Origin of the sequence: Stenotrophomonas sp. As-7 (assembly GCF_030291015.1) — a bacterium.
GTDB lineage: Bacteria > Pseudomonadota > Gammaproteobacteria > Xanthomonadales > Xanthomonadaceae > Stenotrophomonas > Stenotrophomonas lactitubi.
In genome coordinates this window covers 2,230,348-2,253,125 of record NZ_CP127405.1, presented here as the reverse complement: position 1 = coordinate 2,253,125, position 22,778 = coordinate 2,230,348, and the positions used below count along the sequence as shown (strand labels likewise).

The 22,778-nt window shown below is 67.7% G+C and carries 22 protein-coding genes; all 22 read left to right on the top strand.

Going from position 1 to position 22,778, the window contains the following annotated elements; translation table 11 throughout:
* Positions 1–5 precede the first annotated feature (5 nt).
* The 22 genes from QP457_RS10445 to QP457_RS10340 all read left to right on the top strand — a co-directional run bounded on the left by QP457_RS10445 (position 6) and on the right by QP457_RS10340 (position 22,765).
* Positions 6–383, top strand: coding sequence for a response regulator transcription factor (locus tag QP457_RS10445; protein ID WP_049460600.1), 378 nt, complete (start codon positions 6–8; stop codon positions 381–383).
* Positions 380–1,885 (top strand): sigma-54 dependent transcriptional regulator, encoded by a 1,506-nt coding sequence (locus QP457_RS10440; RefSeq protein ID WP_205404039.1) that lies wholly within the window; start codon positions 380–382, stop codon positions 1,883–1,885. Before QP457_RS10445 ends, QP457_RS10440 begins: the two co-directional genes overlap by 4 nt.
* 806 nt (positions 1,886–2,691) lie before the next feature.
* Complete coding sequence (gene fliE / locus QP457_RS10435) at positions 2,692–3,057, top strand: flagellar hook-basal body complex protein FliE (RefSeq protein WP_025878997.1); 366 nt, start codon at positions 2,692–2,694, stop codon at positions 3,055–3,057.
* Between the two features lie 12 nt (positions 3,058–3,069).
* Positions 3,070–4,716: a flagellar basal-body MS-ring/collar protein FliF gene (fliF, locus tag QP457_RS10430; RefSeq protein ID WP_100552475.1), complete on the top strand. Its 1,647-nt coding sequence runs from the start codon at positions 3,070–3,072 to the stop codon at positions 4,714–4,716.
* Positions 4,717–4,726: 10 nt separating this feature from the next.
* Positions 4,727–5,713, top strand: a complete 987-nt coding sequence (fliG, locus tag QP457_RS10425) for a flagellar motor switch protein FliG (protein ID WP_089241304.1) — start codon at positions 4,727–4,729, stop codon at positions 5,711–5,713.
* A gap of 29 nt (positions 5,714–5,742) precedes the next feature.
* Positions 5,743–6,351: a FliH/SctL family protein gene (locus QP457_RS10420; protein ID WP_180167444.1), complete on the top strand. Its 609-nt coding sequence runs from the start codon at positions 5,743–5,745 to the stop codon at positions 6,349–6,351.
* Positions 6,348–7,748 carry a FliI/YscN family ATPase gene (locus tag QP457_RS10415; RefSeq protein ID WP_089241013.1) on the top strand — a complete coding sequence of 467 codons (1,401 nt, stop codon included), beginning with the start codon at positions 6,348–6,350 and terminating at the stop codon, positions 7,746–7,748. The genes QP457_RS10420 and QP457_RS10415 overlap by 4 nt, the downstream gene beginning before the upstream one ends.
* On the top strand, positions 7,745–8,227 hold the full coding sequence (fliJ, locus tag QP457_RS10410; protein WP_089241011.1) for a flagellar export protein FliJ: 483 nt from the start codon (positions 7,745–7,747) through the stop codon (positions 8,225–8,227). The genes QP457_RS10415 and fliJ overlap by 4 nt, the downstream gene beginning before the upstream one ends.
* On the top strand, positions 8,227–9,360 hold the full coding sequence (locus tag QP457_RS10405) for a flagellar hook-length control protein FliK (protein WP_205405316.1): 1,134 nt from the start codon (positions 8,227–8,229) through the stop codon (positions 9,358–9,360). Before fliJ ends, QP457_RS10405 begins: the two co-directional genes overlap by 1 nt.
* Positions 9,361–9,579: 219 nt before the next feature.
* The gene (locus QP457_RS10400; RefSeq protein ID WP_191078651.1) at positions 9,580–10,095 is read left to right on the top strand and encodes a flagellar basal body-associated FliL family protein; all 516 of its coding nucleotides are present in this window, start codon (positions 9,580–9,582) and stop codon (positions 10,093–10,095) included.
* Between the two features lie 10 nt (positions 10,096–10,105).
* Complete coding sequence (gene fliM / locus QP457_RS10395; RefSeq protein WP_025878989.1) at positions 10,106–11,110, top strand: flagellar motor switch protein FliM; 1,005 nt, start codon at positions 10,106–10,108, stop codon at positions 11,108–11,110.
* The gene (gene fliN / locus QP457_RS10390) at positions 11,107–11,442 is read left to right on the top strand and encodes a flagellar motor switch protein FliN (RefSeq protein ID WP_089241007.1); all 336 of its coding nucleotides are present in this window, start codon (positions 11,107–11,109) and stop codon (positions 11,440–11,442) included. The genes fliM and fliN overlap by 4 nt, the downstream gene beginning before the upstream one ends.
* A complete protein-coding gene (gene fliO, locus QP457_RS10385) occupies positions 11,439–11,846 on the top strand; it encodes a flagellar biosynthetic protein FliO (protein WP_180167000.1) in 408 nt (135 codons plus the stop codon). The genes fliN and fliO overlap by 4 nt, the downstream gene beginning before the upstream one ends.
* Before the next feature lies 1 nt (position 11,847).
* Entirely contained in the window at positions 11,848–12,627 is a 780-nt protein-coding gene (gene fliP / locus QP457_RS10380; RefSeq protein ID WP_205405315.1) for a flagellar type III secretion system pore protein FliP, read from the top strand.
* A 77-nt stretch (positions 12,628–12,704) separates the two neighbouring features.
* A complete protein-coding gene (locus QP457_RS10375) occupies positions 12,705–12,974 on the top strand; it encodes a flagellar biosynthetic protein FliQ (protein ID WP_005413254.1) in 270 nt (89 codons plus the stop codon).
* A 16-nt stretch (positions 12,975–12,990) separates the two neighbouring features.
* Entirely contained in the window at positions 12,991–13,782 is a 792-nt protein-coding gene (fliR, locus tag QP457_RS10370; RefSeq protein ID WP_089241001.1) for a flagellar biosynthetic protein FliR, read from the top strand.
* Positions 13,783–13,944: 162 nt separating this feature from the next.
* Positions 13,945–16,071, top strand: a complete 2,127-nt coding sequence (locus QP457_RS10365; protein WP_205405314.1) for a bifunctional diguanylate cyclase/phosphodiesterase — start codon at positions 13,945–13,947, stop codon at positions 16,069–16,071.
* Between the two features lie 85 nt (positions 16,072–16,156).
* On the top strand, positions 16,157–17,287 hold the full coding sequence (gene flhB, locus QP457_RS10360; RefSeq protein WP_089240997.1) for a flagellar biosynthesis protein FlhB: 1,131 nt from the start codon (positions 16,157–16,159) through the stop codon (positions 17,285–17,287).
* Entirely contained in the window at positions 17,284–19,386 is a 2,103-nt protein-coding gene (gene flhA / locus QP457_RS10355) for a flagellar biosynthesis protein FlhA (RefSeq protein ID WP_205405313.1), read from the top strand. Before flhB ends, flhA begins: the two co-directional genes overlap by 4 nt.
* Before the next feature lie 145 nt (positions 19,387–19,531).
* The gene (gene flhF / locus QP457_RS10350; protein WP_205405312.1) at positions 19,532–21,151 is read left to right on the top strand and encodes a flagellar biosynthesis protein FlhF; all 1,620 of its coding nucleotides are present in this window, start codon (positions 19,532–19,534) and stop codon (positions 21,149–21,151) included.
* On the top strand, positions 21,138–22,025 hold the full coding sequence (locus QP457_RS10345; RefSeq protein WP_025878980.1) for a P-loop NTPase: 888 nt from the start codon (positions 21,138–21,140) through the stop codon (positions 22,023–22,025). The genes flhF and QP457_RS10345 overlap by 14 nt, the downstream gene beginning before the upstream one ends.
* Positions 22,022–22,765, top strand: a complete 744-nt coding sequence (locus QP457_RS10340; RefSeq protein ID WP_025878979.1) for an RNA polymerase sigma factor FliA — start codon at positions 22,022–22,024, stop codon at positions 22,763–22,765. Before QP457_RS10345 ends, QP457_RS10340 begins: the two co-directional genes overlap by 4 nt.
* Positions 22,766–22,778: the final 13 nt, after the last annotated feature.

Genomic DNA, 22,778 nt, shown 5'->3' with positions numbered 1-22,778 from the left:
TGGACATGAACAAGCTCACAGTTCTGCTGGTCGATGACCACGAGGGCTTCATCAACGCGGCGATGCGACACTTCCGCAAGATCGACTGGCTGCAGATCGTCGGCAGCGCCGGCAACGGCCTGGAGGCGATCGAACGCTCGGAAAGCCTGCGCCCGCAGGTGGTGCTGATGGATCTGGCGATGCCGGAAATGGGCGGCCTGCAGGCCACCCGCCTGATCAAGTCTCAGGACGATGCACCGTACATCGTGATCGCCAGCCACTTCGACGACGTCGAGCACCGCGAACACGCGCTGCGCGCCGGCGCCGACAACTTCGTCAGCAAGCTGTCCTACATCCAGGAAGTCATGCCGATCCTGGAAGGCCTCAGGGAGGATCGGTCGTGAGCGAATCGCGCATCCTGGTACTGGACAACGATGCGGTGCGTGCCGAGCGCACCGTCGCCCTGCTGGAATTCATGGACTTCAACCCGCGCTGGGTTTCCGACGCCGCCGATTTCGACCTGGCCCGCCAGCGTCAGAACGACTGGATGGCGGTGATCGTCGGCAACCTGGACGACAGTGCCGCCAGCACCGCGCTGTACGCCTGGCTGGGCGGCAGCAGCCTGCCGCCGCCGGTGCTGCTGGCCGACGGTGATGCCACTGCGTTCGCCCACCGGCATGGCCTGCATGAAGCCAACATCTGGCCGCTGGAAGCGCCGCTGCGCCATGCGCAGATGGAAGCCCTGCTGCGTCGCGCAAGCCTCAAGCGCCTGGATGCCGAACACCAGGCCGGTGCCGTGCAGGACCAGGGCCCGACCGGCAACGGTCCGGCGGTCAGCGCACTGCGCACGATGATCGAGCAGGTCGCCGCGTTCGACACCACCGTGCTGGTGCTCGGCGAATCGGGCACCGGCAAGGAAGTGGTATCGCGCAGCATCCACCAGCGCTCGCCGCGCCGCGATGGTCCGTTCGTGGCAATCAACTGCGGCGCGATTCCGGCGGAACTGCTGGAAAGCGAACTGTTCGGTCACGAGAAAGGCGCCTTTACCGGCGCGCTGACCGCGCGCAAGGGCCGTTTCGAAATGGCCGAGGGCGGCACCCTGCTGCTCGATGAGATCGGCGACATGAGCCTGCCGATGCAGGTCAAGCTGCTGCGCGTGCTGCAGGAGCGCAGCTTCGAACGTGTTGGCGGCAACCAGACCATCCGCTGCAACGTGCGGGTGATCGCCGCGACCCATCGCGACCTGGAAAGCCGGATTGCCGATGGCAAGTTCCGCGAGGATCTGTTCTATCGCCTCAACGTATTCCCGATCGACGTGCCGGCGCTGCGCGAGCGTCGCGAAGACCTGCCGGCGCTGGTGGAAACCATCGCCACCCAGCTGGCGCGCACTGGCCGCGGCGAAGTGCGCTTCACTGCGGAAGCACTGCAGGCGCTGGCCGGTTATGAGTGGCCGGGCAACGTGCGCGAGCTGACCAACCTGGTCGAACGCCTGGCGGTACTGCACCCGGGTGGCTCGGTGCGCGTGCAGGATCTGCCGGCACGCTATCGCGGCGATGCCGCACTGGCCGCCGTGGCAGTTGCCGCAGCGCCGCCGGTGGTTGCCAGCGAAGAGCGCCTGGACCTGCGCAGCTTCTCGTTCCACACCCCGGGCAGCGGCAACCAACCGTCGCTCGAACACGGCATCGCCGTCAACCGCGCCGCAGCGCCCGCCGCGTTGCCGGACGACGGCCTGGACCTGCGCAACCACATGGCCAACATCGAACTGGGCCTGATCAACGAAGCACTGGAACGCACACAGGGCGTGGTCGCCCACGCCGCCCAGCTGCTCGGCCTGCGCCGCACCACCCTGGTGGAAAAGCTGCGCAAGTACGGCATCGAACGCGAGCCGGCCGAACTGGCCAGCTGACCCGCGTTGCCAGCATGAAGGGGGCACGGACGCCTGGGCTTGCCCGGGCGTTGGTGTTTGTGGGGTGTTGTTGCCGGGCTGCCGCCCGGCACCCGCAGAGGCAACGGCCGAAGCAACGGCCGAAGCAACGGCAACAGCTGGCTTCCTGCGCGATGCGCGGGCGGGTCAGGGTGCGGGGGACGCTGCAAGTACGTCCATGTAAGCTCGGTCGCGCCATCCATGGCGCTCACGCCCCCGCACCCTGACCCGCCCACGCCTCCGACGGTTTCCTTGTCACGGAGGGTTCGCGCCACGTAGCGTCGAGCCGGCTGCGAAGCACGCGGAGTATCTGTCGACACATATTTCTGTTGAAGGTCTGCGCCGCTCCCATTGCAGCCATAGGCCAAAAAACCGACGCCGGTGAAATGACGCGTCACACATCCCCAGGAACGCCCCATCCACGCATGGCGTGGATCTACTGTGTCGACCAAGGTCGACACCCACCAGCAGCACAGAACGCCATTCCGACACATCGCGGAGATCTGTCGAAGGCGGGGTGGGTCCGGTTGCGGGGGTGTCCGCGGCATGGATGCCGCGGCCAAGCCTACAGGGACGTACTTGCGGCGTCCCCCGCAATCGGACCCACCCCGCCATCCCACGGAATGCAGGTTTTTGACGTTGACGTTGCCGTTGCTTCGGCAGGTGCAGGGCGCAGCCCTGCCGAACACCCCCCAACCCTCACGTCACTGAACCGATCAGCGATTTCGGCACGGCACTTGCACTAGCTCCAGCAGACACCCCCATCCCTGTTTCTGGAACCGTTGCAGATGTCCCACTCCGTCACTTCGATCCTTTCCCAGATCCGCTCCTACCAGACCCAGGTGGGACAGCCCGCGCTCAACCCGCTGGCCGAAGCGCCGCGTAGCAATGCCCTGCCGGGCACGGTGCTGGATGCGCCGCAGGTCCAGCCTGCCAGCTTCACCGAAACCCTGCGCGGCGCCATCGCCGGCGTCAACGACGCGCAACAGAAATCCGGCGCCCTCGCCAAAGCCTTCGAACTGGGTGAACCCGGCGCCGACCTGGCCAAGGTGATGGTCGCCTCGCAGCAGTCCCAGATCGCCTTCCGCGCCACCGTGGAAGTCCGTAACCGTCTCGTCCAGGCTTACCAGGACGTGATGAACATGCCGCTGTAAGGATAGAAACGCATGGCCCTGTCGCTCTCCAAGGAATCCCTGAACGCCGAAAAGGCGGGCCAGTGGTTCGACCGGCTGCAAAGCCTGCAGATCACCCGTCGGCTCGGACTGATGGCGATGATAGCCGTGGCCGTGGCGGCAGGCCTGTTCGTGTTCTTCTGGTCGCAGAAGCCGGGCATGGTGCCGCTGTACACCGGCCTGGACCAGAAGGCCACCGCTGAAGCGACCGACCTGCTGCGTGCCGCACAGATTCCGTTCCAGCTGGACCCGGCCACCGGTGGCATCACCGTGCCGGAAAAGAACCTGCACGATGCCCGCCTGAAACTGGCGGGCTCGGGCCTGACCGACAGCGGCAAACTCGGCTTTGAGCTGATGGAGCGCGACCCGGGTTTCGGTGTCAGCCAGTTCGTGGAAAGCGCGCGCTACCAGCACGCGCTGGAAACCGAGCTGTCGCGCACCATCAACACGCTGCGCCCGGTGCGCGATTCGCGCGTGCATCTGGCCATTCCCAAGCCCAGCGCGTTCACCCGCCAGCGTGACGTGGCCAGTGCCTCGGTCACCCTGGAACTGCGCGGCGGCCAGCAGCTGGAACGCAGCCAGGTCGATGCGATCGTGCACATGGTCGCTGCCGCCATTCCCGATCTGGCGCCGGAACGCGTCACCGTGGTCGACCAGAGCGGGCGCATGCTCAGCGTCAGTGACCCGAACAGCGAAGCGGCGGTCAACGCTGCCCAGTTCGAACAGGTGCGCCGCCAGGAAACCTCGTTCAACCAGCGCATCCGCGAACTGCTGGAACCGATGACCGGTCCCGGCCGGGTCAACCCGGAAGTCAGCGTGGACATGGACTTCTCGGTGACCGAAGAAGCGCGCGAGCTCTACAACGGCGAGCCGCAGAAACTGCGCAGCGAGCAGATGAGCGAGAACAGCAGCAGCACGCCGGGCCCGCAGGGCGTACCGGGTGCCACCAGCAACAGCCCGCCGGGCCAGGCCGCCGCACCGGCCACCGCGCAGGCACCGACCGAAAGCAGCAAGAACGCGACCCGCAACTACGAGCTGGACCGTACCCTGCAGCACACCCGGCAGCCGGCCGGCCGCATCAAGCGCGTGTCGGTGGCGGTACTGGTGGACAACGTGCCGCGCGCCGGTGCCAACGGCAAGGTTGCGCCGCAGCCGCTGTCGGCGGCCGAACTGACCCGGGTCGAGGCACTGGTCAAGCAGGCCGTCGGCTTCAGTGCCGAGCGCGGCGACACCGTGTCGGTGATGAATGCCCCGTTCGTGCGTGATACCACGCCGGTGGAAGGCCCAGCCTGGTGGGAACTGCCGTGGGTGCACGATGCCGGCCGCATGCTGCTGGGTGCGCTGGTGGTGATGGCGCTGCTGTTCGGCGTGCTGCGCCCGGCACTGCGCGGCATCACCGGGCAGAACCGCAGGAACGAAGAACTGGCGCTGGAACCGCATACCGCGGACGTGCAGCTGGTCGATGACGATGGCACCCCGCTGCCGGCGCTCGGCGCCGACCGGGCAAGCCTGGGCGGGCCGGAAGCATTGGCCCTGCCGGTGGATTCTTATGAGGAACGACTGCGGATGGCGCGTGAAGCCGTGAAGACCGACTCCAAGCGCGTGGCCCAGGTGGTCAAGGGCTGGGTGGCCAATGACTGAGGTCGCCCCCCTGACCGGCGTGCAGCGCGCCGCCGTCCTGCTGCTGTCGCTGGGTGAACTGGACGCGGCCGAAGTGCTGCGCCACATGGAACCGAAGGAGGTGCAGAAGATCGGCATCGCCATGGCCACCATGTCCGACATCACCCGCGAACAGGTGGAACGGGTGATGGACCAGTTCAGCAGTGAGCTGGGCTCGAAGACCTCGCTGGGCGTGGGCTCGGACGACTACATCCGCAACATGCTGGTGCAGGCGCTGGGCAGCGAAAAGGCCGGCAACCTGATCGACCGCATCCTGCTGGGCCGCAACACCACCGGTCTGGATGCACTGAAGTGGATGGACCCGCGTGCGGTGGCCGACCTGGTGCGCAACGAGCACCCGCAGATCATCGCCATCGTGATGGCGCACCTGGAAACCGACCAGGCCGCCGATGCGCTGAAGCTGCTGCCCGACCGCACCCGTGTGGACGTGCTGCTGCGCATCGCCACCCTCGACGGCATTCCGCCCAATGCGCTGAACGAACTCAACGAGATCATGGAACGCCAGTTCGCCGGCAACCAGAACCTGAAGTCGTCCAACATCGGCGGCGTGCAGTGCGCGGCCAACATCCTCAACTTCATGGACAGCGGCCAGGACCAGGCGATCCTGGGCGAAATCGCACGCATCGATGCGCCGCTGAGTGGCCGCATCCAGGACCTGATGTTCGTGTTCGACGACCTGGTGGACCTGGACGACCGCGAGATGCAGCTGGTGCTGCGCGAAGTCAGCGGCGAGCGGCTGGGCCTGGCCCTACGCGGTGCCGACATCAAGGTGCGCGACAAGATCACCCGCAACATGTCCCAACGCGCGGCCGAAATCCTGCTGGAAGACATGGAAGCGCGCGGCCCGGTGCGCCTGTCCGACGTGGAAGTGGCGCAGCGCGAGATCCTGGCCATCGTCAAGCGCATGGCCGATGAGGGCACCGTCACCATCGGTGGCAGCGCGGAGGCGATGCTGTGAGCAACGTCGTGCGCTGGCTTGCCCCGGACCTGCTGGCCCAGCCCGAACCGGTGCTGGACCACGACGATGCCTTCGAACTCACCGAGCCGGACCCGGAGCATGAGCCGGAGCCGCCGCTGCAGCTGCCTACCCTGGAAGAAATCCAGGCGATCCAGGACAGCGCCGAGAAGGAAGGTTTCGACCACGGCCATGCCGATGGTTTCAGCCAGGGCCAAGCCGAAGTGCGCCGACTGGTCGCACAGATCGAGGGCATCCTCGACAACTTCGGGCGGCCGCTGGCGCGCCTGGAAAATGAAGTGGTCGGCGCGCTCGGCGAACTGGCGGTACGCATCGCCGGTGCGCTGGTCGGCCGTGCCTACGAGGCCGATCCGGCGCTGCTGGGGCAACTGGTCGGCGAGGCGATTGACGCCGTAGGCGGCAGCAACCGTGAGGTGGAAGTGCGCCTGCATCCGGATGACATCACCGCCCTCGCCCCGTTGTTGACCCTGTCGCCGCAGCAGCGCCTTGTGCCCGACACCAGCCTGAGCCGTGGCGATCTGCGCGTGCATGCCGAAGCGGTGCGCATCGACGGCACGCTGGAAGCGCGCCTGCGCGGCGCCCTGGATGCCGTGATCCGCCAGACCGGAGCCATCGCATGAACACCGACACCGCATCGCCGTCGTCTCCGCCGGCCGACTGGACCATTCCCCGCAACCTGCGCCTGGCCAACCGTCTCGACGGCCTGAAGGTCGACACCGCGCACGGCCGCGGGCTGATCCGCGAGGGCGTGTTGCGCCGGGCGGTCGGCCTGACACTTGAGGCGGTCGGCTGCGAAGCACCGCTGGGCGCCAGCTGCAAGGTGGAAGTGGTCGACGGCGGCTGGGTCGATGCCGAAGTGGTCGGCTTCGCCGGCGAACGCACCTACCTGATGCCCAGCGCCGAACTGCATGGCCTGCTGCCGAATGCGCGGGTGGTGCCATCGGCCCGCCGTGGCGGCGTGGAAGTGGGCGAAGGCCTGCTTGGCCGCGTCATCGACAGCGATGGCGTGCCGCTGGACGGCAAGGGTCCGATCCGCGCGGAAGGCCATGTCGGCATGGCCGGCGTATCGATCAATCCGCTGGCACGCGAACCGATCACCCAGCCCCTGGATGTGGGCGTGCGCGCGATCAATGCGCTGCTGCCGATTGGTCGCGGCCAGCGTGTCGGCCTGTTCGCCGGCTCCGGCGTCGGCAAGTCGACGCTGCTGGGCATGATGACCCGCTACACCGCCGCCGACGTGATCGTGGTCGGCCTGATCGGTGAGCGTGGCCGCGAAGTGCGCGATTTCGTTGAAAGCACCCTCGGCGAGGAAGGCCTGCGCCGCGCGGTGGTGGTGGCCAGCCCGGCCGACCGCCCGCCGCTGGCCCGCTTGCATGGCGCCTACCGCGCCACCGCCATCGCCGAGTGGTTCCGCGACCAGGGCCTGAACGTCCTGCTGCTGATGGATTCGCTGACCCGCTTCGCCCAGGCACAGCGCGAGATCGGTCTGTCGGTGGGCGAGCCCCCCACTACACGCGGCTACCCGCCATCGGTGTTCGCCAAGCTGCCGGCACTGGTCGAACGTGCAGGCAATGGTGCCAAGGGCCGCGGTTCGATCACCGCCTTCTACACCGTGCTGACCGAGGGCGACGATCCGCAGGATCCGATCGCCGATGCCGCGCGCGCGATTCTCGACGGCCACATCCTGCTCTCGCGCCGCGTGGCCGACAGCGGTCTGTACCCGGCCATCGACGTGGAATCGTCGGTCAGCCGCGTGGTCACGGAAATCGCCGACGAACCGTGGCGCCTGCGCATCCGCAAGCTGAAACGGCTGGTCTCGGCCTACTCGGCCAACCGCGACCTGATCGCCATCGGCGCCTATCAGCGCGGCAACGACGCCGCGACCGATGAAGCCCTTGAGCGCTGGCCGGAAATCATGGAATTCCTCGGCCAGGATGTTGCCAAGGCCGCAGATCTACCGCACAGCCAGGCGGCGTTGCAGCGCCTGGTGGAACAAGAGAATGAGAGGCTGACATGATCCAGTCCAAGCGCATCGATCCGCTGCTGAAGCGGGCCCAGGAACACGAGGACGCGGTCGCCCGCGACCTGGCCGAGCGCCAGACCGTGCTCGACACCCATCTGTCGCGCCTGGACGAACTGCGTCGCTACGCCGAGGAATATGCCTCGCAGCAGATGGCCGACGCACAGATGGCCGCGACCAGCCCGGCGCAGCTGTTGAACCGGCGCGCCTTCCTGGACCGGCTGGACAGCGCGGTGGAACAGCAGCAGCAGACCGTCAACGGCAACCGCGAGAAGGTCGAAGCCGAGCGCGCACGCCTGATCCTGGCCAGCCGTGACAAGGCGGTGCTGGAACAGCTGGCCGCCAGCTACCGCGCGCAGGAAAAGGTGGTAACCGACCGCCGCGACCAGCGCGAGATGGATGACATCGGCGCACGTCGCGCGCGCCTGGCACAGACCGAAGACCAGGATGATGGCGAGCAGGGAGGCCGATCGTGATGCCCTCCCCCCTGAGCAGCAACGCCAGCGCACCGACGCCCGGCGGCAGCGGCAATGCCAGCGGTGCACGCACCTCGAGCAGTGATTCGGGCAAGGATTTCGGCCAGATGCTGCAGGGTGGAAGCGCGTCGAGCAGCACTACCGGTGCTACGGCCACCGCCAGCAGCCCGGCGAAACCTACCACCGCTCCATCGACTTCCGATGGTAATCCGGGCAAGACGACGCCACGGCCGGGCGACGGCGAAACCGCCGCCACTGACCCTGCGACTTCGACACCCGCTGCACCGGCAACGTCGGCAGCTGCCGATGACAAGGGCTCCCCGGCCAGCACGGACGACGCGCCCTGGCCGCCGCTGGGGTTGGCCGGTCTGGTGCTGGCCGTGCCCACCGGCGTCGATCCGGTGCCTGTTGTGCCGCCGCCGACGGCCAGCGATGCCGACGGCGGTGCACTGCCCTTGGCTGCGCCGACACTTCCCGCCGCAGCGGCACCAGCCGCGGTCAGCGCATCGGCATCCGCTGCCGGCGACGCTGAGGCCAGCGGCCTGCCGTTGCCCGAACTGGTGCTGGGTGGCAAGGCGCTGGATCGGGCCGAGGATGGCGACAGCCTGCAGATCGGCGACCGCGCGCCGCCGGCGCCGCTGCAGCCCCCGCTGCCCGCCGCCCTGCAGGACCTTAAGGCCGCACTGGCCAGCAATGCTGTCTTCAACGGCGAACCCACACCGAAGCCGGTACTGGGCGACGATGGTTTCGACCAGGCCATTGGTGCGCGCATCGGCTGGCTGGCTGACCAGAAGATCGGTCATGCCCACATCCGCCTCAATCCGGAAGACCTGGGGCCGGTGGACGTGCGTCTGCAGATGAACGGTGACAAGGTGCATGCCAGCTTCAGCAGCCCGCACGTCGACGTACGCCAGGCGCTGGAAAGCAGCCTGCCGCGCCTGCGTGAACTGCTCGGCGAGCAGGGCTTCCAGTTGGCCCATGCCGATGTCGGCCAGCAGCACAGCGGCGACGGCAATCCGGGCAGCCAGGCCGGCGGCGGTCGCGGTGGTGACGGAGAACCGTCACTGGGCGACACCACAGTGTCGGCATCGCAGCTGATCCGCCAGCGCGGGTTGTTGGACGCGTACGCCTGACAGGCGTGCCAACCAAGGTTGGCACCTACCAAGAGCGGGACGGTTGGCAACCGCCAATCGGTAGCGCCGGGCCATGCCCGGCGGATTCCCGACATCCCGCCGGGCATGGCCCGGCGCTACCGATATGAACACCCGACAGAATTCCGTCGCACCCCTCGCCGGTCACTCCGGCACACCCCTTGCATATCCCGGTGAAGCAACCCTCAGGAGCTTCACCCCGTGGCCGCAGCCGCTGACAAAACCAAGAAGACCGCCGAGAAGGACAAGACCGCCAAGCCGCGCAGTCCGATCCTGATCACCGCCCTGGTCGCCGTACTGGCCGCCGGCGCCGCCGGTGGCGGGGTGTGGTTCTTCACCCAGTCCAAGCACGAAGACAAGACCGCGCAGGCGCCGAAGAAGACTGCCACCCCGGCCCCGGCGCAGTACTTCGCACTGGAACCGGCGTTCGTGGTCAACCTCAACGGTTCGATCGACGGCCCGCGCTACCTGCAAGTGGAAGTGCAGCTGATGACCCGCGATCCGGCCGCGCTGGAAGCGATCAAGACCCATGCCCCGGCCATCCGCGCACGCCTGCTGATGCTGTTCTCGCAGGTCAGCCCGCAGCAGATCGCCGACATCGCCGGCAAGCAGAAACTGCAGGCCGATTCGCTGGCCGAAGTGCAGAAGGTGCTGAAGGCAGAGACCGGCAGCAACGGTGCCGACGACCTGCTGTTCACCAGCTTCGTGACCCAGTAAGGGCTCCCCGATGAATGACCTGCTGTCCCAGGATGAGATCGATGCCCTGTTGCATGGCGTGGACAGTGGCGCGGTCGAAACCGAGCCGGACGCCCCCAGTGGCGAAGCACGCTCCTACGATTTCGCCAGCCAGGACCGCATCATCCGCGGTCGCATGCCGACCCTGGAAATGGTCCACGAGCGTTTCGCGCGCCTGTGGCGGATCGGCCTGTTCAACCTGATCCGGCGTTCGGCCGAACTGTCCGTGCGCGGCATCGAGCTGATCAAGTTCAACGATTACATGCACTCGCTGTATGTACCGACCAACCTGAACCTGATCCGCTTCAAGCCACTGCGCGGCACCGGCCTGATCGTGTTCGAGCCGACCCTGGTGTTCGCCATCGTCGACAACTTCTTCGGTGGCGACGGGCGCTACCCCACACGCATCGAAGGTCGCGAGTTCACCGCCACCGAAATGCGGGTGATCCACCTGCTGCTGAAGCAGACCTTCGCCGACCTGCGTGAAGCGTGGGCGCCGGTGATGGACGTGGAATTCGAGTACATCAACTCGGAGATCAACCCGCACTTCGCCAACATCGTGACGCCGCGCGAATACGTGGTGGTGTGCCGCCTGCATGTCGAACTCGACGGCGGTGGCGGTGACATCCACGTGACCCTGCCGTACTCGATGCTGGAGCCGATCCGCGAACTGCTCGACGCCGGCATCCAGAGCGACCGCAACGACCGCGACGAGAGCTGGGGCCGCACCCTGCGCGAGCAGCTCAACGTGGCCGAAGTCACCCTGTCCAGCGTGCTGGCCAGCAAGCGCATGACCCTGCGCGACCTGACCCGGTTGAAGGTCGGCGACATCCTGCCGATCGACCTCAGCCCGCAGGTGCCGCTGTGCGTGGAGAACATCCCGGTGTTCACCGGTGAGTTCGGCGTCGCCAACGGCATGAACGCCGTAAAGATCACCGCTACCCATCCGCCGGGCACCCGTCCGCGCGTACCCGTCATCCAGGAAGACCCGCAATGAACGATATCGACGCCCTCGAACCGACCCCGGCCCAGTTCAGCAGCCTGCAGGCCGATGAGGCGACCGGCCCGGATTTGAACCTGGACGTGATCCTCGATGTGCCGGTGACGCTGTCGCTGGAAGTCGGTCGCGCCCGCCTGCCGATCCGCAACCTGCTGCAGCTCAACCAGGGTTCGGTGGTGGAGCTGGAGCGTGGTGCCGGCGAATCGCTGGACGTGTTCGTCAACGGCACGCTGATCGCCCATGGCGAAGTGGTGGTGATCAACGACCGCTTCGGCGTGCGCCTGACCGATGTGGTCAGCCCCAGCGAGCGGATCCGGAGACTGCGTTGAGCCTGCTCGCCGCCACCGCGCTGGCCGTCGCCAAGACGGCCCCGCAGATCGGCCAGCATGCGCCGGCCGCACCGAGCCTGTTCGGTGCGGTGCTGGCCCTGTTGGCGGTGCTGGCCCTGGTCATCGGCCTGGGCTGGCTGCTCAAGCGCCTGCCCGGCAGCGGCTTCCGCCCGGCCGAGGGCATGAAGCTGGTGGCGAGCCTGAATGTTGGCGCCAAGGAGCGGGTGGTGGTGGTCGAGGTCAATGGCCAGCAGCTGCTGCTGGGCGTGACTGCAGGCGGCATCAACGCCCTGCACACCCTGCCCGAACCGCTGCCTCCACCCGCGCCGGTACGCGTACCCGATCTGAAGAACCTGCCGAATTTCGCCCAGCTGCTGCAACAGCGGCTGCGCAAGGACCCCTGACATGCGTGTGACCCGTTCCCGACTTGCCGCCCTGCTGCCGTGGCTGAGCCTGATCGCCCTGTGCCTGCTGCCTGCGTTGGCGTTCGCCGCCCCGGGCGCACCGACCACACCGATGCCGGACATCAACGTCGGCAAGATCGGCGGTGCGCCGGTCAGCCTGCCGCTGCAGACGCTGCTGCTGATGACGGCGATCACCCTGATCCCGTCGATGCTGCTGGTGCTGACCTCCTTCACCCGCATCATCATCGTGCTGGGCCTGCTGCGGCAGGCGCTGGGCACCGGCCAGACGCCGTCCAACCAGGTACTGCTGGGGCTGGCCCTGTTCCTCACTGCGATGATCATGCTGCCGACCTGGGACAAGGCCTGGAGCACCGGCATGGCGCCGTATCTCAATGGCGAGATCGACTTCCAGACCGCCTGGACGCTGACCACCACGCCGCTGCGCGCCTTCATGCTGGCGCAGATCCGCGAGACCGACCTGATGACCTTCGCCGGCATCGCCGGGCACGGTACCTACGCCAGCCCCGATGCGATTCCGTTCCCGGTGCTGGTCGCATCGTTCGTCACCAGTGAACTGAAGACCGCCTTCGAGATCGGCTTCCTGATCTTCATCCCGTTCGTGATCATCGATCTGGTCGTGGCCAGTGTGCTGATGTCGATGGGCATGATGATGCTGTCGCCGATGCTTGTGTCGGCACCGTTCAAGATCCTGCTGTTCGTGCTGGTCGATGGCTGGGTACTGACCGTCGGCACGCTGGCGGCAAGCTTCAATCCGGCCTGACAGACGCGACGCCGGGCAGTGCCGGCCGCCGCATTGACCACCGCCGGGCATGGCCCGGCGCTACCGATGGAACCCTGATGTCTCCCGAACTTGCCTTGACCGAACTGCGTGGCGGCCTGATCACCGTGCTGTGGGTGGCTGGCCCGCTGCTGCTGACCGTCCTGGTGGTCGGCGTTGTGGTGGGCGTGGTGCAGGCCGCGACCCAGCTCAACGAACCCACCATCGCCTTCGTTGCCAAGGCCGCAGCGCTCACTGCGGTGTTGTTCGCACTGGGCAGCCTGCTGATCGGCCATCTGGTCGAATTCACTACGCTGCTGTTCCAGCGCATTCCGCACCTGATCGGCTAGACGGACGCGCACGCAGATGGACGCCGCCACCCAGATGGCTGCCGACGGCCTGAATGCCTTCGGCATGATCGGCACCGTGCTGTGGACCATGCTGCGCATCGGCGCGGTGGCCATGGCGATGCCGATGATCGGTACCCGCGCCGTGCCCGGCCGGGTGCGGGTGATGCTGGCCGGTACCCTGGCCATTGCGTTGGCGCCCCTGCTGCCGCCGGTACCGGACTGGACCGGCTTCGACGCCGCCACCGTGCTGACCATCGCGCGCGAGCTGGCGATCGGCGTGGCCATCGGTTTCATGCTGCGGCTGGTGTTCGAGGCGGGCGCGATGGCCGGCGAACTGGTCGCCCAGGGCACCGGCCTGGCGTTTGCGCAGATGAGCGACCCGCTGCGCGGCGGCACCTCCGGTGTCATCGGCCAATGGTTCTATCTGCTGTTCGGCCTGCTGTTCTTCACCGCCAACGGCCATCTGGCGCTGATCTCGCTGGTGGTGGACAGCTACCGCGCCCTGCCGATCGGGGCGCCCCTGCCCGACCCGCACGCCTTCTTCAGCATCGCCCCGACCTTCCTGCTGACCGTGCTGCGAGGGGCGCTGACCCTGGCCATCCCGCTGACCGTGGCGATGCTGGCGGTGAACCTGGCCTTCGGCGTACTGGCCCGCGCGGCGCCGGCGCTGAATCCGATCCAGCTGGGCCTGCCGGTCTCGCTGCTGCTGGGCCTGTTCCTGCTGACCCTGCTGGTCGGTGAAATGGGCCCGCCGGTGCAGCGCCTGTTCGATGCCGCCTTCGAGGCTGCGGGTGCCGTGACCCGCTGACGCGGTCATCACGTTTTGCTGCTTGCCGTCCCCCCCGGTGCCCGCGTTAGAGTGAATGGGCAGCGACCGGGGGGACGCTGCAACCGGCGGCCTCTGGTCGCCCGCCTTACGCATGCCCCACCGTAGTTTTTCCGTTGACAGGCAGGTCCGGGAGACTGACGAATGCTGGAAGGCACGTACAACCCGTGGCTGGTGGCGACCTCATTGCTGGTTGCAGTGATGGCGTCCTATACCGCGCTGGCGATGGCCGGGCGCACCGTCACCGCGCCTGGCAAGGGCGCGACCTGGTGGTGGCGCCTCGGCGGCGGCTTTGCGATGGGGCTGGGCATCTGGTCGATGCACTTCATCGGCATGCTCGCCTTCGACCTGCCCATTCCGCTGGGCTACGACCTGCCCATCACCCTGCTGTCGCTGGCACTGGCGATCGGCTCGTCGGTGTTCGCGCTGTGGCTGGTATCGCTGCGCACCCTGCCCCATCCGCGCCTGGCCGGTGGTGCCCTGCTGATGGGCAGCGGCATCGCCAGCATGCATTACGTGGGCATGGCCGCGATGCGCATGCAGCCAGGCATCGATTATCAGCCGGTGTGGCTGCTGCTGTCGCTGCTGGTCGCGGTGGCCGCGTCGTGGACCGCGCTGTATGTGGCCTTCCGCCTGCGCGCGCAGCACACCCGCATCGGCGACCGCCTGGCCGCCGCCGGCCTGCTCGGCCTGGCCATCGTCGGCATGCACTACACCGGCATGGCCGCCGCCCGTTTCCCCGAAGGCAGCGTCTGCGGCGCCGCGGTGGGCGATGGCCTGCAGAACAACTGGCTGGCGATGCTGGTGGTGGTGCTGACCGTGGCGATCCTGGCGGTGGTGCTGGTGGTGTCCTGGCTGGACCAGCGGGTGGAGGCACAGCTGTTGCGCCTGCGCAATTCGCTGCTCAGCACCTCGTTGACCGACGCCCAGCAGGAACTGACCCAGGCCGCACTGCACGACCCGCTCACCCGCCTGCCGAACCGGTTGCTGCTGCAGCGGCGCATCGTGCAGGCCCTGGCCGAGGCCGAACAGGGCGGCAGCCGCTTCGCGGTGATGTTCATGGACCTGGACGGCTTCAAGCAGGTCAATGATGCCTATGGCCACCAGGCCGGCGATGCGCTGCTGGTGGCGGTGGCCGAACGCACCCGCCAGCTGTTGCGGCCGCACGACATGCTGGCACGGCTGGGCGGCGACGAATTCGTGCTGGTAGTGCGCATCGAGCACGACGAGGACCTGCCGACACTGGCCCGGCGCATCCTGCAGGCGGTGGGCAGCGGCCCGCTGCTGCCGGACAACGAGCTGCAGGTGACCGCCAGCATCGGCATCGCGATCTGCCCCGACCACGCCGCCAGCGAACGCCAGCTGATGGCCTTCGCCGATGCGGCGATGTACCAGGCCAAGGAGTCGGGCCGCAACGCGTTCGTGCTGTTTGCCGACTGGATGAACGACAGCGCCGAGCAGCAGTTCCGCCTGCTGGCCGACCTGCGCCGGGCAATCGGCAGCGAGCAGCTGTTCCTGCACTACCAGCCAAAGATCCGCGTGGCCACGCAGAAGGTGGCCGGCGCCGAAGCGCTGATCCGCTGGCGCCACCCGGAACAGGGCCTGATTCCGCCGGACCGCTTCATCCGCCTGGCCGAGCGCAGTGGTGCGATCAACGAGATCGGCCGCTGGGCGCTGGACCAGGCCTGCCAGCAGTTGCGGCACTGGCACGATGCCGGCCACGACGGCTGGACGATGTCGGTGAACCTGTCACCGGTGCAGTTCAGTTCGCCACATCTGCTGCAGGACGTACGCGAGGTGATCGAGCGCTACGCGATCGCCCCGCGCAACCTGGTGCTGGAGATCACCGAAAGCACCGTGATGCGCGACACCGATACCAGCCTGCGCCTGCTGCAGAGCTTCTCCGCCCTGGGCGTGGGCATTTCGATCGATGATTTCGGCACCGGCTACTCCAGCCTGCTGTACCTGAAGCGTCTGCCGGCCACCGAGATCAAGATCGACCATGCCTTCGTGCGCGACCTGGAACACAGCGCCGAAGACGTGGTGATAGTGTCGGCCATCGTTGCCCTGGGACATGCACTGGACATGGATATCGTCGCCGAAGGCGTGGAGACCGCGGCGCAGCGCGCCTACCTGGAACGCCTGGGCTGCGACTACCTGCAGGGCTTCCTGCTGGGCCGGCCGGTGGACGCGGCCCGCTTCATGCAGCTGCACGACCTGCCGCGGCCACGGGTGGAGCTGGCCAGCGGCCCACCCCGCAATCCCCAGTAGATCCACGCCATGCGTGGAGGGCCCACGCCGCCGTCACGGAACGATTCTTGCACGCACCCCGGCATCCCCTGCTGCAGTGCCTGTGATGTCCGAGAACGAATCCGCCGGCGAAAAAACCGAACAACCCACAGAAAAACGCCTGCGCGACGCCCGCGAACAGGGCAACCTGCCGCGCTCGCGTGAACTGGGCACGGCCGCCGTATTCGGCGCCGGGGTGATCGCGGTGATGGCCATGAGTGGCTCGATGGCCAGCGGCGCCAGCGCCTGGATGCGCCATGCGCTCAGCCCCGAACAGAGCCTGCGCCAGCACCCCAAGGCCCTGTTCGGCCACTTCGGCGACCTGCTGCTGCAGCTGATGTGGGTGATCGCCCCGCTGGTGCTGGTCTGCCTGCTGGCCAGTTTCCTGGCGCCGGTGGTGATGGGCGGCCTGCGCTGGTCGGCCAAGGCGATGATGCCCGACATCAACCGCATGAACCCGATGAGCGGGCTCAAGCGCCTGTACGGCCCCGAAGCCGTCGCCGAGTTCATCAAGTCGCTGCTGCGCGTAGCCTTCGTCGGCGTCGCCGCCGGCATGGTCGTGTGGACCAGTTTCAACACCCTGCGCGGGCTGATCCACCAGCCACTGGAAACCGCCATCGGCGACGGCCTGGGCTTCACCTTGCGGCTGCTGCTGGCCACCGCCGGAGCGATGCTGGTACTGGCCGCCATCGACGCGCCGTACCAGCGCTGGAACTGGATGCGCAAGCTGAAGATGACCCGCGAAGAGCTGCGCCGGGAAATGAAGGAAAGCGAAGGCAGCCCGGAGGTGAAGGGCCGCATCCGCCAGCTGCAGCAGCAGATGGCCAACCGCCGGATGATGGAGGCGGTACCCACCGCCGACGTGGTGGTGGTCAACCCGACCCACTATGCGGTGGCCCTGAAGTACGAAGGCGGGGCGATGAATGCGCCCACCGTGGTCGCCCTGGGCGTGGATGAAACCGCTCTGCGCATCCGTGAAGTGGCCGACGGCAACAAGGTTGCCATCGTCTCTGCCCCGCCTTTGGCACGCGCCTTGTATCGGGAAGGCCAACTCGGCAAGGAAATCCCCGTGAGACTGTATTCAGCCGTCGCCCAGGTCCTCTCTTACGTCTACCAGCTGCGCAGCTGGCGGACCGGCCCGATGCCGTCCACGCCACACATCCAGGTTGATGAGTTCGGCAACGGGGGCCGTCCATGAGCGCCCAGGCCTCCAGCTTCAATACCCGCCGCGCGCTTGAGATGATCCGCCAGGGTCTGGGCGCGCCGCTGATCGTGCTGGCCCTGCTGGCCATGGTCGTGGTGCCGCTGGCCGCGCCGGTGCTCGATGCGTTGTTCACCTTCAACATCGCCATCTCGCTGATGGTGCTGCTGGCGGTGGTCTACGTGAAGCGCCCGCTGGACTTCACCATCTTCCCGATCGTGCTGCTGATCACCACCATGCTGCGGCTGGCGCTGAACGTGGCCTCGACCCGCGTGATCCTGCTCAATGGCCAGAACGGCCACGAAGCGGCCGGCAAGGTGATCGCCGCGTTCGGTGAATTCGTGATCGGCGGCAACTACGCCGTCGGCATCGTGGTGTTCGCGATCCTGACCATCATCAATTTCGTGGTCATCACCAAGGGCGCCGGCCGCGTCTCGGAAGTGACCGCGCGCTTCATCCTCGACGCCATGCCCGGCAAGCAGATGGCGATCGACGCCGATCTCAACGCCGGTTTGCTGACGCGCGAGGAAGCCAAGCTGCGCCGCGAAGAGGTCCGCGAGGAAGCCGACTTCTACGGCGCAATGGACGGTGCCAGCAAGTTCATCCGCGGCGATGCGATCGCCGGCATCCTGATCCTGTTCATCAACATGCTGGGCGGCCTGGCCGTGGGCGTGCTGCAGCATGGCATGCCGTTCGGCGAGGCCGCGGCCACCTATACCCTGCTGTCGATCGGTGACGGCCTGGTGGCGCAGCTGCCGGCGCTGCTGGTCTCCAGTGCGGTGGCGATGCTGGTTACCCGTGCCTCGCGTTCGCAGGACATGGCACAGGCAATGACCGGCCAGGTGTTCGGCCAGCACCGTGCGCTGGCCATCACCGCCGGCATCCTCGGCGTGGTCGGCCTGGTGCCGGGCATGCCCAACGTCGCTTTCCTGACGCTGGCCGCGATCCTCGGCTTCATCGCCTGGAAGGTGTACCGCAAGGGCCTGGCGCCGGCGCAGGCCGACACCGCGGCAGGCGAAACCAACGCACTGAACGCGCTGGGCCGCCCCGCCGCCCCCGCGCCCACGGCGGAACTGAGCTGGGATGAACTGCGCCCGGTCGATCCGCTTGGCCTGGAAGTCGGCTATCGATTGATCTCACTGGTGGACAGCAACCAGGGCGGCGAACTGATGCCGCGTATCAAGGGCGTGCGCCGCAAGCTCACCCAGGACGTCGGCTTCCTGATTCCGTCGGTGCACATCCGCGACAACCTGGAACTGCCGGCCAACGGCTACCGGGTGCTGGTGCATGGCGTGCCGGTGGCCACCGCAGAAATCCATCCCGACCGCGAACTGGCACTGGACCCCGGCAGTGCGCTCGGTCCGCTGGAAGGCATCGCCGGCAAGGACCCCGCCTTCGGCCTGGATGCGACCTGGATCCAGCCGCACCAGCGCGCCCAGGCAGAAACCCTGGGCTACACCGTGGTCGACCCGGCCACGGTGGTGGCCACCCATCTTTCGCACCTGATCCGCGAGCACGCGCCGGAACTGCTTGGCCACGAGGAAGTGCAGCACCTGCTGGCCAACCTGGCCAAGAGCGCACCCAAGCTCGTCGAAGATCTGACGCCGAAGGCGCTGCCGCTGTCGGCGGTGGTGCGCGTGCTGCAGAACCTGCTGGTCGAGCGCATTCCGATCCGCCAGCTGCGCAAGATCGCCGAAGCCCTGGTCGAACATGCCCCGCACAGCCAGGACCCGGCCACGCTGACCGCCGCTGTGCGCACCGCGCTGGGCCGCTTCATCGTGCAGGAGATCGCCGGAATGTCGGCGGAGCTGCCGGTGTTCACCCTCAACCCGCAATTGGAACGTGTCTTGCAGGAGTCCACGCAGGGCAACGGCGCCGCGCTGGAACCCGGACTCGCTGAGCGACTGCACCAGAGCCTGGCCGAATGTGTCAGCAAGCAGGAAGCCCGCAACGAGCCCGCGGTGGTGCTGGTACCAGGCCCGGTGCGCGCCGCGCTGGCCCGCCTGGTCCGCCACAGCGTTCCGTCGCTGTCGGTCCTGGCTTACAGCGAGGTGCCGGAGGACAAGCGCCTGAAGCTGGTCGGAACGATCAGCTGACGCCGCCCTGCAAAGCGCCAGAAAACAGACACCACTTTCAAACACTCGCAACAGACAGATTCCAAGGGGAACCCGAACCGTGCAGACCACCGACCACCCGCGTTCTCCGACCGCCACTCCGCCGACTTCGTCCCGTGACCACAGCATGAAAATCAAACGATTCGTCGCCGCCGACATGCGCTCGGCCATGAACCTGGTGCGCAAGGAACATGGTCCTGACGCCGTGATCCTGTCCAACCGCCGGATCGAGGAAGGCATCGAGATCGTGGCAGCCGCCAACTACGATGAGAGCGCCGTGCAGCGCGCCCTGGAAGCGTCGCGTCGCGACGTGGCGCCGCCGCCCGCACCGAAGCCGCGTACCGCCGCCGACGCGGTGATCGCCGCGGTCACCCGCCGTCGCAGCAACACCCCGGCACCGGAGCCGGTGGCAGCCACCACTTCCGCCGTCGCCGCCCTCGCCCGCGCTGCCGTCGGCGCGACCGGCCGCACCCTCGACAGCGCCGACGAAATCGTGCCGACCCGTGGCAGCACCGGTTTCGCCGCTACGCTGGCGCGTGCCGCCGTCAATGAATCGACGCTGCCGGAACAGATCTTCGCCCCGTTTGCCGACGCCATCGTTGCGCCCTTGCCGGCCGCAGCTGCCGCGGTGAACCGCGCCCGCTTCCAGATCGATCCGCCGCTGGAAGACAGCGCGCAGCTGCCGGCAGTCTCGCCGCCGCCGCTGCCGGTTGCCCTCCAGGCGACCACGGCCCACGAAGACGACACAGCCCATGCGCCGGTTGCCGTGCAGCCGACGGAAGTTGCGCCGGCACCGCTGCCGACCCTGGCCCCGGCACCTGCTCTCACTCTGGTTGCCGACGACGCCGAGATCCGCCACCTGCGCCAGGAAGTGGCCGGCATGCGCCAGGTGATCGAGCGCGAAATGAACCGCTTCACCGATGAGCGCCTGCGCGGCTGCCCGGTGCGCGCAACCGCGCTGGACCTGATGGACGAGTACGGCTTCGACGCCGGCATCGCCCGCGACGTGGCCATGCAGATTCCGCTGGAAACCGAAGCGCATCGTGGCCGCGGCCTGATGCTGGGGCTGATCTCGCGCAAGCTGCCGATCGCCCCGGTCGATCCGATGGAGGAAGGCGGTGTGATCGCCCTGGTCGGCCCGACCGGCGCCGGCAAGACCACCACCATCGCCAAGCTGGCCTCGCGCTTCGCTGAAGCCCATGCCGCCCGCGATGTCGCCCTGGTCACCACCGATACGATGCGCATCGGCGCCCGTGAACAGTTGTACGGCTACGGCCGCCAGCTCGGCATCGCGGTGCACGAGGCCAACAGCGGCACCGACCTGGACCAGCTGCTGGAGCGATTGAAGGACTACAAGCTGGTGCTGATCGACACCGCCGGCCTGGGCCCGCGCGACCGTGCACTGGCCGCCCAGCTGCAGTGGCTGCGCGCCGCCCGCCAGGTCCGCACCCTGCTGGTGCTGCCGGCCAACACCAGCTTCGGCGACATGGACGAGGTGGTGCGCCGCTTCGGCGCGGCCAACCTGCAGGGCCTGGTGCTGAGCAAGCTGGACGAGACCGGCCGCTTCGGCAACGCCCTGTCGGTGGCAGTGGACCACAAGCTGCCGATCACCTGGGTGACCGATGGCCAGGACGTCCCGGACGACCTGCACCGGGCCAGTGCAGCCAATCTTGTACTTCGCCTTGAAGATTTGCGCCGCGCGGCCGATATGCCCTGCAACCCGGAGTTGAACCATGCCGTCGCGTGAGTACGCCAAGCTGACCACCACCTTCCCGCTGACGGCGACCCGCAGCGAGCCGCTCGGCCCTGTGCGCACGATTGCCGTGACCGGCGGCAAGGGCGGCGTCGGCAAGACCAACGTGTCGGCCAACCTGGCCGTGGCGCTTGCCGGCATGGGTAAACGCACCCTGTTGCTGGACGCCGACCTCGGCCTGGCCAACATCGACGTGATCCTCGGCCTGAGCCCCACCAATACCCTGGCCGACCTGGTCGCTGGCCGTTGCAGCCTGGATGATGTGATCATCGAAGGCCCGAACGGCGTGCTGGTGGTCCCGGCCGCGTCCGGCCGCCGGCACATGGCCGAGCTGGCCCCGGCCGAGCATGTGGGCCTGGTCAACGTGTTCTCCGAACTGGAGCGCGAGCTGGACATCATGGTGGTGGACACCGCCGCCGGCATCACCGATGGCGTGCTGACCTTCTGCCAGGCCGCGCAGGACACCGTGGTGGTGGTCTGCGATGAACCGGCCTCGATCACCGACGCCTATGCCCTGATCAAGGTGCTGTCGCGCGAACGTGGCGTGGACCGCATCCAGGTGGTGGCCAACATGGTGCGCGACCCCAACGAAGGCCGCGTGCTGTACGAGAAGCTGACCCGCGTCTGCGAGAAATTCCTCGCCGATGTCTCGCTGAACTACCTCGGCTGCGTGCCGCAGGACGATTGGCTGCGCCTGTCGGTGCAGCGCCAGCAGCCGGTGGTGAAGGCCTATCCGTCCAGCCCGTCGGCGCTGGCGATCACCGAGATCGCCCGCCGCACCGCCCGCTGGCAGGCACCGACCGAGCCGCGCGGTGGCGTCGAGTTCTTCCTCGAACGCATCATCAAGCAGCGCGGGGTGGCCGCATGAAAGGCGCCGCCCAGTACAGAGAGGTCCAGCGCACGGCGGCCAATGAGGTCATCGCCCAGCACTCGGACCTGGTGCGGCGCATCGCCCACCATCTGGCCGCGCGCCTGCCGGCCAGCGTTGAAGTGGACGACCTGATCCAGGCCGGCATGATGGGCCTGATCGAAGCGTCGCGCAGCTACGACGCCGACCAGGGCGCCTCGTTCGAGACCTACGCCTCGATCCGCATCCGCGGCTCGATGATCGATGAGATCCGTCGTGGCGACTGGGTGCCGCGTTCGGTGCACCGCCGTGCCCGCGACGCTGCTGCCACCATCCGCCGCCTGGAGCAGAGCACCGGCCGCGCCGCCAGCGCCACCGAAGTGGCCGCCGCGATGGAGATGCCGCTGCCCGAGTACCTGCGCCTGATGGAGGATGCCTCGCGCGGGCAGGTGCTCAGCCTGGAGTCGCGCATTGAAGACCAGGGCGAGCTGGACACCGTCGCCCAGGGCGGCCCGACCCCGCAGCAGGTACTGGAACGCGGCGAGTTCGGCCGCGAGCTTGGCAATGCCATCGGCCACCTGCCCGAGCGCGAACAGCTGGTGCTGTCGCTCTACTACGAGCAGGAACTGAATTTGAAGGAGATCGGCGCAGTGCTCGGCGTGAGCGAGTCGCGGGTCTGCCAGATCCACGGCCAGGCGGTCCTGCGCCTGCGTGGCCGACTGAAGATTTTCGAGGCGGCCGACGCCGGCCTCGAGAGCTGATCAACAAAGGAAC

Coding starts and splice junctions, on each gene's coding strand:
- QP457_RS10340 (WP_025878979.1), top strand. CDS start 22,022: ATGAAAGGCGCCGCCCAGTACAGAGAGGTCCAGCGCACGGCGGCCAAT.
- QP457_RS10365 (WP_205405314.1), top strand. CDS start 13,945: ATGCTGGAAGGCACGTACAACCCGTGGCTGGTGGCGACCTCATTGCTG.
- fliP (WP_205405315.1), top strand. CDS start 11,848: ATGCGTGTGACCCGTTCCCGACTTGCCGCCCTGCTGCCGTGGCTGAGC.
- QP457_RS10405 (WP_205405316.1), top strand. CDS start 8,227: ATGCCCTCCCCCCTGAGCAGCAACGCCAGCGCACCGACGCCCGGCGGC.
- flhB (WP_089240997.1), top strand. CDS start 16,157: ATGTCCGAGAACGAATCCGCCGGCGAAAAAACCGAACAACCCACAGAA.
- QP457_RS10445 (WP_049460600.1), top strand. CDS start 6: ATGAACAAGCTCACAGTTCTGCTGGTCGATGACCACGAGGGCTTCATC.
- flhA (WP_205405313.1), top strand. CDS start 17,284: ATGAGCGCCCAGGCCTCCAGCTTCAATACCCGCCGCGCGCTTGAGATG.
- fliE (WP_025878997.1), top strand. CDS start 2,692: ATGTCCCACTCCGTCACTTCGATCCTTTCCCAGATCCGCTCCTACCAG.
- QP457_RS10345 (WP_025878980.1), top strand. CDS start 21,138: ATGCCGTCGCGTGAGTACGCCAAGCTGACCACCACCTTCCCGCTGACG.
- fliN (WP_089241007.1), top strand. CDS start 11,107: ATGAACGATATCGACGCCCTCGAACCGACCCCGGCCCAGTTCAGCAGC.
- fliR (WP_089241001.1), top strand. CDS start 12,991: ATGGACGCCGCCACCCAGATGGCTGCCGACGGCCTGAATGCCTTCGGC.
- fliJ (WP_089241011.1), top strand. CDS start 7,745: ATGATCCAGTCCAAGCGCATCGATCCGCTGCTGAAGCGGGCCCAGGAA.
- fliF (WP_100552475.1), top strand. CDS start 3,070: ATGGCCCTGTCGCTCTCCAAGGAATCCCTGAACGCCGAAAAGGCGGGC.
- fliM (WP_025878989.1), top strand. CDS start 10,106: ATGAATGACCTGCTGTCCCAGGATGAGATCGATGCCCTGTTGCATGGC.
- QP457_RS10375 (WP_005413254.1), top strand. CDS start 12,705: ATGTCTCCCGAACTTGCCTTGACCGAACTGCGTGGCGGCCTGATCACC.
- flhF (WP_205405312.1), top strand. CDS start 19,532: ATGAAAATCAAACGATTCGTCGCCGCCGACATGCGCTCGGCCATGAAC.
- QP457_RS10415 (WP_089241013.1), top strand. CDS start 6,348: ATGAACACCGACACCGCATCGCCGTCGTCTCCGCCGGCCGACTGGACC.